We start from the raw sequence: 12,776 nt of genomic DNA, 5'->3' as shown, positions 1-12,776 counted from the left end.
AAGGTGATAAAATGGAACGTTTACTGATAAAAAACTTGTCACAGATTGCAACACCTATAGGAAAGTCGGCTTTAAAGGGCAAGAAAATGGAAGATATAAAGTTTTATCATGATGGAGCCATTTATTGCGAAGATGGAATAATACAAGCAGTTGGTAATACTCAGGCGATAGTGCACAGATTAAAACCTGCAGCTGAAATGAAAATAATTGATGGCAGAGGAAAATGCGCTGTACCAGGTTTTATTGATCCGCATACGCATTTTTTGTTTGGCGGCACTCGTGCTGATGAATTTATTTCACGGCTGGAAGGTGTACCGTATATGGAGCTTTTGAAAAGGGGCGGTGGAATTGTCAGCACGATGAAGGCTACACGTGCTATGACGGAAGATGAAATGTATGCGGCTGGTAAAAAAACACTGGAAAATATGATAAAACAGGGTTTCACCACGATAGAAGGAAAAAGCGGCTATGGGCTTGATCATGATACAGAATTAAAGATGCTGCGCGCTATGAAAAAAATGAATGAAACTTTACCAGTATCATTAAAAACAACATTTCTCGGGGCACATGCTGTTCCACCGGAATTTGCTGATAATGCAGATGAGTTTATAGATTTTTTAATTGAAAAAGTTTTACCGGAAGTTGCAAAAGATAATCTGGCACAATTTTGCGATGTCTTTTGTGAAAAAGGTGTATTTACTGTAAAGCAGTCCAAGAAACTGCTGCTGGCTGCCCAGCAAATGGGATTAAAGTCAAAAATACATGCTGATGAGATAGTATCCACTGGTGGCGGCGGACTTGCTGTGCAGGTCAGAGCAATTAGTGCCGATCATTTATTGGCTGTATCGAGTACTGATATTGAAAAGCTGTCAGTAAGCAACACAGTGGCAGTACTTTTGCCAATCACGGCATTTTGTATGCGAAAAGACTTTGCCCCGGCTCGCCGCATGATAGATGCAGGATGTGCTGTAGCACTGGCAAGCGACTATAATCCGGGCAGCTGTTATTCATATGCAGCACCGCTTTTACTGGCACTTGCTGTTATAAGCATGAAGATGAGTATTAATGAGACTGTTACGGCTATAACGCTGAATGCTGCGGCAGCTGTTGATGAGGCTGAAACGGCAGGCAGCCTGGAAATAGGTAAAAAGGCAGATATTCTGCTTTTAAACAAACCGGATTATCGTTTTTTAGTTTATCTAACTGGTGTAAATATAGTTGAGCATGTTATAAAAAATGGCAAACTGTTATTTTAAAAAATTATGCAAGGGAGTAATTTGGAATGGCAAAATTAGTAACTGATGTAAAGCTGGACAATGTTTTTCCAGATATGCCGGAAGTCAAAAAAGGCATTCGCCGTGCACCGAGCCGCGGGTTTCTACTTAGCAATGATCAGACGAAAACAGCTTTAAAAAATGCACTGCGTTATCTGCCTAAAGAACTGCATGAAAAAGCTGCACCGGAATTTTTACATGAATTGAAAACATATGGTCGTATATACGCATATAGGTGGCGGCCGCAAGGACGCATCTACGGTAAACCGATAGATGAATATAAGGGAAACTGTATTGAAGGAAAAGCTTTTCAGGTAATGATCGATAATAATCTTGATTTTGAAGTGGCACTTTATCCTTATGAACTCGTAACATATGGTGAAACAGGCAGTGTATGCCATGATTGGCTTGGTTATAGACTGATAAAAAAGTATCTGGAAATAATGACTAATGAACAAACTCTGGTAATAGAATCTGGCATGCCAATCGGTTTGTTTCCATCCAAACCGAATGCACCGCGTGTTATAAATACTAATGCCTTGATGATTGGTATGTTTGATAATGAAAGGGATTGGGAAATCGCTGAGGAAATGGGTGTAGCCAATTATGGGCAGATGACAGCCGGTGGCTGGATGTATATTGGACCGCAGGGAATTGTTCATGGTACGTATAACACACTTTTAAATGCCGGTCGTCTGCACTTGGGAATTCCTAATGACGAGGATTTGCGCGGACATATATTCGTAAGCTCAGGAATGGGTGGAATGAGTGGCGCACAGCCTAAGGCTGTTGAAATAGCTAATGGGGTGGGTATAATAGCCGAAGTTGATTATTCCCGTATTAAAACGCGTCTGGATCAGGGATGGGTAAGTGAATGCTATGACAATCTTGATGAAGTATTTAAATCAGCTAATAAGCATATGAAAAATAGGACGACCATATCTATAGCTTATAATGGCAATATAGTTGATCTTTTAGAGTATATTGTAAAAAATGATATAAAAATCGACCTTATGAGTGATCAAACTTCATGCCATGTTGTCTATGAGGGTGGATACTGCCCGCAGGGAATTACCTTTGAAGAACGTACACGCATGCTGTCAGAAGACCGTGAAACTTTTAAAAAACTTGTAGATAAAAGTCTGCGGCGTCAGTATAGGCTTATAATGAGCTGTGTAAAAAAAGGGACATATTTCTTTGACTATGGCAATTCTTTTCTTAAAGCAGTATATGATGCCGGTGTAAAAGAATTATCCAAGAATGGCATTGATGAAAAAGATGGATTTACTCTGCCGTCCTATGTTGAAGATATAATGGGACCGCATCTTTTTGATTATGGCTATGGTCCATTTCGCTGGGTATGCCTTAGCGGTAAGCACAAAGATCTTGTGCAGACTGATAAGGCCGCTATGTCCTGTATCAATCCCGATCGCCGTTACCAGGATAGAGATAACTATAACTGGATACGTGATGCAGAAAAAAATAAAATGGTAGTTGGTACACAGGCACGCATACTTTATCAGGATGCTGAAGGAAGAATAAAAATTGCTCTTAAATTTAATGAAATGGTACGGAAGGGAAAAGTCGGACCAATAATGCTGGGACGTGATCATCATGATGTCAGCGGCACAGATTCGCCATTCAGAGAAACGTCTAATATTAAAGATGGCAGTAATGTTATGGCTGATATGGCTGTACAGTGCTATGCCGGTAATGCGGCCCGCGGCATGAGTCTGATTTCACTGCACAATGGTGGTGGTACCGGTATAGGTAAAGCTATAAACGGTGGATTTGGACTGGTACTTGATGGCAGTGAAAGAATTGATAAGATAATAAAATCAGCTATACTCTGGGATGTAATGGGAGGAGTAGCCCGCCGTAATTGGGCACGCAATCCTCATGCCATGGAAGTGGCAGAAGAATTTAATAAAAAATATGAAGGCAAGGGACATATCACTATACCTTTTGTGGCAGACGAAGATATGATAAATACTCTTGTTGATAAAATGTTTGATGAATAAGTTTATGTTACCGGGTAGATTGACATTAAAATTGAGGAGTAAGCAGAAAATGATGAAATGGTATCTGCTTCGTGCCCGGGATATAATAAAGACTCATATAAAAGCATTAGCGAATGCAATTGCATTCGTAAAAATTAAGTATATATATTATCATTAAAAGATTATTAAAATAAGAAAAATGAATATTGAATGCATAAATATATAAGTTTGATATAATAAAATAAAGATATTTTAATATCATGATAAAATGTATAATTGACAACCTAATAAATGCATATTATAATGAGTACATAAAAAGCAATGGCGCTTATCCTTTAGAGGATAGGTGCCATTTTTTATTATACTTAGGCATAAATGAAATTATCATTAATGCAAGTGAATGATTTATTACAATCACAATATAAGGATAATATATAAGCTTAAGTATTTATAATATTATGGAGGTAAAAAATGGGATCATTAATAGATGCATTTACACCTAAGGGAAAAATGAAATCTACATATGTCGTTGCAGTTGCAGCAATAGCATTTGCAATAATTTTACTGCTGTGGTCGGCATTTACTTTAACAGGAGCGGTTGATCCGTTTTTTTTGCCACCGCCTACTGATGTAATAAAAACAGCTATAAGTTTATTTACTCAGGGAGATTTCATAAAAGATATAGGGATAACGGTTTTTCGTGTTATGGCAGGGTTCATAATCGCGGCTGCAGTAGCGTTGCCGCTGGGACTTATGATAGGAACCTATGCACCTATGTCAGCTTTTTTGGAATATGTAGTTTCCTTTGTCAGATACCTGCCGGCATCAGCATTTATTCCATTGTTTATTTTGTGGATAGGAATAGATGAACCGGAAAAGATAGCGGTGATTATCCTGGGAAGTTTTCCACAGCTGATTTTGATGATTGCAACTAATGTGCGCAATGTACCGATGTCAATGATTGAAGTCTCTTATACACTGGGAACATCAAAGGCTGATGTTTTATGGAAAGTAATTTTACCAAAAGCGCTGCCCGATATAATGGATACATTTCGTACTGTTTTAGGCTGGGCATGGACATATGTAATAGTTGCAGAACTAGTAGGTGCATCTTCCGGCATAGGGTTTATGATAATTCAGTCACAGAGGATGATGAATACGGCTAATATTTTTGTTGGTATTTTATCTATAGGATTTATAGGAATGATTATTGATGTTTTATTTAAACTTTGTCATAAGAAATTTTTCTTCTGGAATAATTAATGCATAACAGGAAGGGATACAAATGCAGATTAGAGATATAGAAAATACCAATTTAGGACTTGAGGTAGAGAATGTAACTAAAATATATAACATAAAAAAAGGCAATGTTTTAGCATTGGATAATGTTAGTCTGCATGTACATCCCAATGAATTTTTATCGCTGTTGGGAACGTCAGGCTGTGGCAAATCGACATTACTGCGGATCATTTGTGGATTAGAGAAAACAACGGAAGGTCGAATAGTAAATCAGGGGAAAGTTATAACAGGTCCGGGGGCAGATAGAGGAATGGTCTTTCAGGCATATAATCTTTTTCCATGGATGACTATTTCTGAAAATATTCAATTTGGTTTAAAGCAAAAAAAAGCTTCTTCTAAAGAAGCCAGGGAAATAGCAGAACATTATACAAATCTTGTTGGTCTTAACGGTTTTGAAACGCAGTATCCTAATTCTCTTTCCGGAGGGATGAGGCAGAGGGTGGCAATTGCCAGAGCTTTAGCCAATGATCCCAGCGTGCTTCTTTTGGACGAACCTTTTGGAGCATTGGATATGCAGACAAGAGGAGTTATGCAGGAACTATTGTTGAACATATGGCAAAAATCACCAAAAACGATAATAATGGTGACTCATGATGTAGATGAAGCAATATTTTTGGCTGACAGGGTAGCGATAATGTCAGCCCGGCCCGGTAAAATTAAAGAAATACTGGATGTAAAAAAAGGACTGCCAAGGCCGCGTAACTATCATGTAAAAACATCACAGGAGTTTATCAAATATAAAGAAAGGGCAACTGATATTATCAGGGAAGAAAGTATGAAACTTTTAAATAGTGTATAAAAAGGAGAATTTTTATGTATTTGATAAGAAAGTTTATTACTGAGAATCAGCAGGAAACCAGGCTGGTTGTAGGATATACCTATGAATTGGAAAATGCGGTAGAATCCATTGAAATTAATTATGGTGAGCCTGATTCTATAGAAGATATTACAGGCGGTAAGATACTTTATTATAATAAATCAGGTAAAAAGATGGCTTTTTGGGTTCGTGAAATGAGTCTAATAGAAAAAGGCAATAAATTCTAATAATAGGATGATTTTGGTAATAAAAAGCTACAATTTTAGTATGGGCTTATAGTCCTTTTCGGATGAAAATCATAAAACAAATATTAACAATAAGGTGTGATGGTATTACTCTAATGGCAAAGCAAAGGCGCTTATTCCAAGTAAGGGAGTAGGCGTTTTTGTTTTATTTTATATTAAGAAATGAATAATTTATTCATTCAATATGGTGGTTATTTAATTTATATATTTTGGGAGGTAGCAACTATGAAATTAAAATGGGAAAAATTGATTGCGGCTGGAATAGCATCAGCTATGCTGATTGTGGCTGCAGGATGTGGTGGAAGTACAGGTACGTCATCCGGTTCGGGATCTGGGACAGGATCGGGGTCGGCACAAAGTGACAAGGTAATCATAGGACAGTCGTCATGGATAGGTTTCGCACCACTTTATATAGCTGAAGAAAAAGGATTTTTTAAAGAACATGGTGCTGATGTTGAAATTCAGTCAATTGAAAGCAAGACTGACAGCAAAACAGCGCTGGCAGCTGATCGGATTCAAGGTGTATCCACCGATATGTCCACGCAGGTCATGAATGCGGCAGCAGGCATTGATTTAGCACAAATTCTGGCATTAGATACTTCAGCCGGCGGTGATGGCATAGTAGCTAAGAAGGAATATAATTCAATTGAGGATTTAAAAGGTAAGAAAATTGCACTTGATACTACAGGCGGTGCTGATTATTTTTGGTTTCAATATTTATTACAGCAAAAAGGAATGACACTTAAGGATTTTGATGTGCAGAATATGTCAGCAGGGGATGCTGGAGCTGCTTTTGTTGCAGGAAAAGTTGATGCTGCTATTACTTGGCAGCCATGGCTTTCAAAAGCGGAAAAAACTGATTTTGGGCATACCATAATAGACAGTAAGGCAAGCCCTGGCGTAATAGTAGATACATTCGCTATGAAAAAATCCTATATAAAGGATCATCCTCAAGTAGCAAAAGCAATTGTAGCAGGCTGGTATGAAGCTATTAATTATATGAAATCCAACCCGGATGATGCTATAGCTATTATTGCAAAAAGAATGGGCGAAAAACCGGAAAGCATAAAATCTGAGTTAAATGATGTAAAATTTTATGACCAAGCTGGTAATAAGGCTTATTTTGGAACTGCTGATAATCAGGGTGATTTTTATAAGGTTACTGCTTTGGCAGCTAAATTGTGGAAGGATCTCGGTCTTGTAAACAAGGATGTAGATGCCGCATCAATTATTGACGGTTCTTTTCTTGATGCAAAATAACTTGAATAGTTAAAAACTCACTGATGATGATATATAAAAAATTAATAATAAAATAATGGGGCAATGGCAGTAAAATAAAAGAATTACTGTCATTGCCCCATTATTTATATTATGAGGCTTTAGCCTGTTGAGTACGTTTTATGTACGAAACGAAAAACCACCTGCTATGCGGGTGGGCAGTAAAAAGTTATACAAAAAAATCACCTTTCGTAAGATAATAGTAGTGTTCAAGCTGCTATTAAGGAAAAGAAAGGTGATCATGTGGCAAATCAAACCAATAACTTAGCACATACAAAATGGTTGTGCAAATACCATATAGTATTTACACCTAAGTATAGACGAAAAGTAATCTATAATCAATACCGTGTGGATATTGGTAAAATACTAAAAACATTGTGCCAATATAGAGGAGTTGAATTGATAGAAGGACATTTGATGCCAGATCATGTACACATGTTAGTAAGGATACCACCCAAAATAAGTGTAGCAAGTTTTATGGGATATCTGAAGGGAAAATCAGCCTTAGAAATATTTGATAAACATGCAAGTTTAAAATACAAGTATGGTAATCGGCACTTTTGGGCAGAAGGATATTACGTAACAACAGTAGGTTTAAACGAAGCTACAATAAGAAAATATATAAAAGAACAAGATAAACACGATATAGCTTTGGATAAACTTAGTGTAAAAGAATATGCAGATCCATTTAGAAATTGATATATAGCTCCTTTAGGAGCGGCCAAAGTGGCAAGGGCAATGCGGCTTGAACAAAGTGAAAGCCAGCGCCTTTAGACGCTGGCCTAATAATAACGGCTTATAGCCGTTGTGCAAACCACCCGTTTTACGGGTGGTCATGATTTATTGTGCTAATTTTTGTTTCATGACATCTATAGCTGTATTGAGCTGATTATCAACGTTACCGCTGGTATCAAGTTCTACAGGAACGTCGGGTTCAATACCGGTACCATCTATTGAACGACCGCTTGGCGTATAATATTTAGCAATAGTAAGCTTGATAGCAGTTCCTTCACCTAAAGGAATTATTTGTTGTACGGAACCTTTACCGTAAGATTTGGTACCAACAAGAGTGGCAGCTTTAGTATCTTGCAAAGCACCGGCAAGAATTTCAGATGCGCTGGCACTGTTACCATCAATCAGGACGACAATCGGATAAGCAGATTGTTCCAGTTCCGAACTATAAGTTTCCTTGTTGCCGCTGCGGTCAACAGTTGAAACGATTGTACCTTTGGGAACTACTTGCTTGGCAATTTCAACGCAGCTGGTTAAAAGTCCGCCGGGATTTGAACGTAAATCAATTATCAAGCCTTTCATGCCTTGATTTTGTAAATCAGTATATGCTGCAGAAAATTCTTTACCAGTGTTTTCTGAAAACATACCTATTCGTAAGTAACCGATATTGTTATTAAGCATCTGATGTGTTACAGTGGATGTTTTAATAGTTGCCCGGGTTAGTTTTACACTGCGCTGTCCATCAGCATTTTTCAGTGTGAGTGTAACATCGGTACCGACAGGGCCTCTGATGTGTGAAGCTATTTGGTCAAAAGAAAAATCTTTAGTTGGGGTGTCATCTATGGCAACTATTTCGTCACCTTGTTTTATACCGGCCTGTTCGCCGGGAGTGTCTTTCATTACTGTAACAACATTAACAGATTGGTTATCCTTGTTATATTGCATAACGACGCCGATTCCGCCGAATGAACCTTCTGTTTGTTCCATCAAGCGTTTATAAAGATCCTGATTGAGATAAACAGAATGTGGATCACCCAGGGAATTAACCATACCGGTTATAGCACCATCAATTAATTTACTATTATCCACATTATTGACATAATCAGTCTGGATTAGTCGCAAGGCCCCAAAAAAACGCACTGTGTCAGCAAGTTTATATTTATTAAAACCGAATAGAAAATAAAATATAGATAAAGTAATTAAAGAAGAGGCTATAAATACAATAAATACCAGCGCCGCCAGAAACTTTTTATTGACTTTCATAATTATCACATCCAATAGAGTTTAGTACCGGCCTTATAGAGAACGAATTGTATAGGACGGTTTGTGGAGCTGGTTATAAATAATTGAGAGGATTTACCGGTTCGCCGTTTTTACGTACTTCAAAATGACAATGTGGTCCGGTAGAATTACCGGTTGAACCACAATAAGCGATAACCTGGCCTTGGGAAACATATTGTCCTTCACTTACATTAAGGGATTGATTATGACCATATAGAGTCTGCAGATCACCGCCATGGCTTATAATGACAGCATTACCATACCCTGATATCCAGCCAGCATAGATGACAGTACCAGCAGCTGCTGCATGTATCGGCATACCATAGTCACCGCCAATATCTATACCGCTGTGAAAAATGCGCGTGCCATATATTGGATGTATCCGCCAGCCGAAAGGTGATGTAATAGGGCCTGATATCGGCCAGATAAATTGTCCGCTGCCAGAGCCGGAATAATCATCGGAATTGCTGCTGGTGTAAGCTAAAATCATTTGTTCGACTTGGCGGGACGCTGCCATAATCTCATCATAAGCTTGTTCGGCAGTCTGACGATCATTCTTAACTTTATTAAGCAAAGCCTGTTGTTGATCTTTTTTGTTTTGTAAAATATCAGCTTTTTCCTTGGCAGCCTGAGTAAGTTTTTCTATTTTAGCATGTTCGGTTTCAAGGTCTTTTTGGGTGTTGGTTATAGTTTGTTTTTCTTGTAGTATACCACTTATAAGGTCGTAATCATACTTAATGATGCGCTTTATAAGGTCAATACGAGTTAAAAAATCAGAAAAATTGTTAGCACCAACGAGAACATCAATGTAGCTGATTTGACCATGCATGTAAATATCACGTAACCTTTTGCCGAGAATTTTTTCCCGTTTATCAAGATTTTGTTGGGTCTGCTTTAATAGGATTTCATTGTCGTTAATTTTTTTGTTAGTGCCGTCAAGCTGATTTTTTACATCATTATATGCCGTTGTTGCATTGTCGACTTGTTCAGCAATACTGCGCAACTGTTCAGATACGGTCATTTCTTTTGACTTTGCCGAATTGATTTCAGTTTGTTTGCTGGTAGCCTGTTGTTTGAGGGTATCTAGTTTATCTTGTAATGATTCGGCAAAAACGGAATCGGTAAGGCAGATTGTTATTAGAAATGTGATTAATATATGGCAAATACGTTTATGAAATAACATATACTAATCTCCCTCATACTTTAAGATAACGTTTTATTGATATCACACTGCCCAAGGCGCCAATAATTATACCGCTGAAAATTATAGCAATAGTCATATAAGTTAAAAAGGGGTAAAGTGGAATTAATGGGAAAAAGGTCATCATATCGTAAATTTTTTGTGTCAGAGCCAAATATGAAAGACGCAACAATATTATAGCAACACTGCCACCAATGAAACCTAATACAACACCTTCCAAAAGAAATGGCCAACGAATAAACCAGTCTGTGGCGCCAACATATTTCATGATAGCGATTTCTTTACGCCGGGCAAAGACAGTCAGGCGGATCGTGTTGGAAATAATAAAGATAGTAGCGCCGAACATGAAAATTATTATCGCAAGGCCGATTGATCTTATTAGTTGTGTCAAATCAAATAAATGTTCCACTACATCCTGGGCATAGACAGCAGTATCAACTCCGGGAAGTTTTTCTATTTCTTTGGAGGCTGTTTTTACCATTTGAGGGTTTTTGACAGTGATTTCATAAGCATTGGGTAAAGGATTAGTGCTGTCAAGTGAATCCAGCAGATATTTTTGATCACCCAGTCTTTCCTGGAAACGTTCCATTGCTTTTTCTTTAGAAATGTAAGCAACAGAGTCAATTCCCTGCATGGCCTCGAGTTTTTCTTTTAACTCTTCACTTTGCTTTTGACTGATGTCATCTTTTAAGTAAACACTTATTTGCACTTGTGATTCCAGAGTAGATGCCATACGATCAAGATTTACTACAATCATCAAAAACATACCCAGAATGAATAAGGAGATTGTAACTGTACCTATTGATGCCAAAGACATCCAATTATTACGTTTTAATGATGTTGCAACTTCTTTTATAAAATACTCTGAGGTCTTAAGTTTCATAGCCATATCCTCCCGAAGCTTCATCACGTATGATGCGTCCATTTTCTATGGCTATGACACGCTTTTGCATTGTGTCCACAATTGTCTTGTCATGTGTGGCCATCACTATTGTGGTACCGACAGCGTTGATGCGCTGAAAAATATCCATTATTTCCCATGAAGTTTCGGGGTCAAGGTTTCCTGTCGGTTCGTCGGCAATTATTACGGATGGGTTATTTACAATGGCTCTTGCTATAGCAACACGCTGCTGTTCACCGCCGGACAATTGAGAGGGAAAACACTTATATTTTTCCCGTAACCCGACAATATCCAGTACGCTGTTAACACTACGCAAAATTAGCCGTCGGGGTGATTCGATAACTCGCATAGCAAAAGCAACATTTTCATAGACTGTTTTATTGGGCAGCAGGCGGTAGTCCTGAAATATTACACCCAGACTGCGCCTTAGATATGGTAATTCACGTGTAGACATATTGTTTATATTGTAACCGTTTACAACTAACAACCCAGATGTGGGAAGAATTTCACGAAGCAATAATTTAATGAAAGTGGATTTTCCGGCACCACTGGTGCCGACGATAAAGACAAACTCACCGCGAGTTATATTGATATTGACCTTGTCCAGGGCAATTGCGCCATTATCGTATACCATCGAGATATCTTTCATTTTTATGATGTTTATCTCATTAGGTGATTTCATTGAGGCAACTCTCCTTAATACCGGAATTTTACTGAAATATAAGAGGGTTTTATCATAAATCTGTTATTACTGCCGATTTCATGGCGGGAAAGAAAATTTATTCTGCAAGAACTTTTGTACCGGTTTCAGTTATAAGAATAGTTTTTTCCCATTGTGCCGATAAAGAACCGTCTTTAGTATAAACAGTCCAGCCGTCGTCTTCATCGGTATATACATCAAAATCTCCTGCGTTGATCATTGGTTCGACAGTGAAGACCATACCTGGAACTAAGAGCATGCCGGTGTTTTTTTCGCCGATGTGGTTAACAAAGGGTTCTTCGTGGAATTTTTTGCCAACACCATGTCCTCCCAGTGCAGTAACCACGGAATAGTGGTTCGCATGGGCATTTTTTTCAATAACGGCTCCGATATCACCGAGAAAATGCCATGGTTTAGCTGCGTTTATACCCAGTTCCATGCACTGTCTGGTAACTTCGACCAATTTTTTTGCCTCATCACTAACGTCACCAATCATAAACATGCGTGAAGCATCGGCAAAATATCCATTTAATATGGTTGTGATGTCTACATTGACGATATCACCACTTTTTAGAATGGTTTTTTCGGAAGGAATGCCATGACAAACAACATTGTTTATTGATATGCAGATGCTTTTGGGGTATCCGGCATAATTCAGGCAAGCTGGTATGCCGCCATTGTCAACAATGAATTTATCAGCTATGTCATTGAGTGTGAGAGTATCCATACCTTCTTTTATATTTTCTGCAATTAAGTCAAGTGCGGCATTATTTACCTTACCACTTTCAATTATACCCGCAATATCTTTTTCAGTTTTTATTATTTCATGTGGTGGCCTTACCTGTCCCCTTTTAAAATCAAGTTTCATACCATCGATTTTTTCATCAAATTCAAGATGGCAGCGTTTATATTTTAGACCGCTGCCGCACCAGCAAAGATCATTTCTATGCAAAATATATTCCTCCATTGGTTTAATTATATGTTATGCAGTCGATTAAACAAAATAATAGACGATTTATACATAACTATATTATATTCTAGGCTAAAA

At 38.0% G+C, this 12,776-nt stretch carries 12 protein-coding genes; 7 read left to right on the top strand and 5 right to left on the bottom strand.

What is annotated here, in order from left to right:
• Window positions 1-11 precede the first annotated feature (11 nt).
• The 7 genes from hutI to tnpA all read left to right on the top strand — a co-directional run bounded on the left by hutI (window position 12) and on the right by tnpA (window position 7,612).
• On the top strand, window positions 12-1,256 hold the full coding sequence (gene hutI / locus F8M42_RS08430) for an imidazolonepropionase (protein WP_182185943.1): 1,245 nt from the start codon (window positions 12-14) through the stop codon (window positions 1,254-1,256).
• A 26-nt stretch (window positions 1,257-1,282) separates the two neighbouring features.
• Window positions 1,283-3,295: a urocanate hydratase gene (locus F8M42_RS08425; RefSeq protein ID WP_182185942.1), complete on the top strand. Its 2,013-nt coding sequence runs from the start codon at window positions 1,283-1,285 to the stop codon at window positions 3,293-3,295.
• A gap of 450 nt (window positions 3,296-3,745) precedes the next feature.
• Window positions 3,746-4,537, top strand: coding sequence for an ABC transporter permease (locus F8M42_RS08420; RefSeq protein WP_182185940.1), 792 nt, complete (start codon window positions 3,746-3,748; stop codon window positions 4,535-4,537).
• A 22-nt stretch (window positions 4,538-4,559) separates the two neighbouring features.
• Window positions 4,560-5,372, top strand: a complete 813-nt coding sequence (locus F8M42_RS08415) for an ABC transporter ATP-binding protein (RefSeq protein WP_182185938.1) — start codon at window positions 4,560-4,562, stop codon at window positions 5,370-5,372.
• A gap of 14 nt (window positions 5,373-5,386) precedes the next feature.
• A complete protein-coding gene (locus F8M42_RS08410) occupies window positions 5,387-5,617 on the top strand; it encodes a hypothetical protein (protein ID WP_182185937.1) in 231 nt (76 codons plus the stop codon).
• A gap of 243 nt (window positions 5,618-5,860) precedes the next feature.
• Window positions 5,861-6,895 carry an ABC transporter substrate-binding protein gene (locus F8M42_RS08405; protein ID WP_182185935.1) on the top strand — a complete coding sequence of 345 codons (1,035 nt, stop codon included), beginning with the start codon at window positions 5,861-5,863 and terminating at the stop codon, window positions 6,893-6,895.
• A gap of 261 nt (window positions 6,896-7,156) precedes the next feature.
• A complete protein-coding gene (gene tnpA / locus F8M42_RS08400; protein WP_182185933.1) occupies window positions 7,157-7,612 on the top strand; it encodes an IS200/IS605 family transposase in 456 nt (151 codons plus the stop codon).
• Window positions 7,613-7,753: 141 nt separating this feature from the next.
• Here tnpA and F8M42_RS08395 read toward each other — a convergent pair whose 3' ends face one another.
• The 5 genes from F8M42_RS08395 to F8M42_RS08375 all read right to left on the bottom strand — a co-directional run bounded on the left by F8M42_RS08395 (window position 7,754) and on the right by F8M42_RS08375 (window position 12,680).
• The gene (locus F8M42_RS08395) at window positions 7,754-8,908 is read right to left on the bottom strand and encodes a S41 family peptidase (RefSeq protein WP_182185931.1); all 1,155 of its coding nucleotides are present in this window, start codon (window positions 8,906-8,908) and stop codon (window positions 7,754-7,756) included.
• 73 nt (window positions 8,909-8,981) lie between these two features.
• On the bottom strand, window positions 8,982-10,109 hold the full coding sequence (locus tag F8M42_RS08390; RefSeq protein ID WP_182185929.1) for a murein hydrolase activator EnvC family protein: 1,128 nt from the start codon (window positions 10,107-10,109) through the stop codon (window positions 8,982-8,984).
• A 13-nt stretch (window positions 10,110-10,122) separates the two neighbouring features.
• On the bottom strand, window positions 10,123-11,010 hold the full coding sequence (gene ftsX / locus F8M42_RS08385) for a permease-like cell division protein FtsX (RefSeq protein ID WP_182185928.1): 888 nt from the start codon (window positions 11,008-11,010) through the stop codon (window positions 10,123-10,125).
• Window positions 11,000-11,686 carry a cell division ATP-binding protein FtsE gene (gene ftsE / locus F8M42_RS08380; protein ID WP_182188692.1) on the bottom strand — a complete coding sequence of 229 codons (687 nt, stop codon included), beginning with the start codon at window positions 11,684-11,686 and terminating at the stop codon, window positions 11,000-11,002. The genes ftsX and ftsE overlap by 11 nt, the downstream gene beginning before the upstream one ends.
• 121 nt (window positions 11,687-11,807) lie before the next feature.
• The gene (locus F8M42_RS08375) at window positions 11,808-12,680 is read right to left on the bottom strand and encodes a methionyl aminopeptidase (RefSeq protein ID WP_229711312.1); all 873 of its coding nucleotides are present in this window, start codon (window positions 12,678-12,680) and stop codon (window positions 11,808-11,810) included.
• Window positions 12,681-12,776 lie beyond the last annotated feature (96 nt).

This window comes from Pectinatus frisingensis (genome assembly GCF_014076555.1).
Lineage (GTDB): Bacteria > Bacillota > Negativicutes > Selenomonadales > Selenomonadaceae > Pectinatus > Pectinatus frisingensis.
The sequence above is the reverse complement of the archived record's forward strand: the minus strand, read 5'-3'. Positions and strand labels throughout refer to the sequence as shown.

Coding starts and splice junctions, on each gene's coding strand:
- hutI (WP_182185943.1), top strand. CDS start 12: ATGGAACGTTTACTGATAAAAAACTTGTCACAGATTGCAACACCTATA.
- F8M42_RS08425 (WP_182185942.1), top strand. CDS start 1,283: ATGGCAAAATTAGTAACTGATGTAAAGCTGGACAATGTTTTTCCAGAT.
- F8M42_RS08420 (WP_182185940.1), top strand. CDS start 3,746: ATGGGATCATTAATAGATGCATTTACACCTAAGGGAAAAATGAAATCT.
- F8M42_RS08415 (WP_182185938.1), top strand. CDS start 4,560: ATGCAGATTAGAGATATAGAAAATACCAATTTAGGACTTGAGGTAGAG.
- F8M42_RS08410 (WP_182185937.1), top strand. CDS start 5,387: ATGTATTTGATAAGAAAGTTTATTACTGAGAATCAGCAGGAAACCAGG.
- F8M42_RS08405 (WP_182185935.1), top strand. CDS start 5,861: ATGAAATTAAAATGGGAAAAATTGATTGCGGCTGGAATAGCATCAGCT.
- F8M42_RS08395 (WP_182185931.1), bottom strand. CDS start 8,908: ATGAAAGTCAATAAAAAGTTTCTGGCGGCGCTGGTATTTATTGTATTT.
- F8M42_RS08390 (WP_182185929.1), bottom strand. CDS start 10,109: ATGTTATTTCATAAACGTATTTGCCATATATTAATCACATTTCTAATA.
- ftsX (WP_182185928.1), bottom strand. CDS start 11,010: ATGAAACTTAAGACCTCAGAGTATTTTATAAAAGAAGTTGCAACATCA.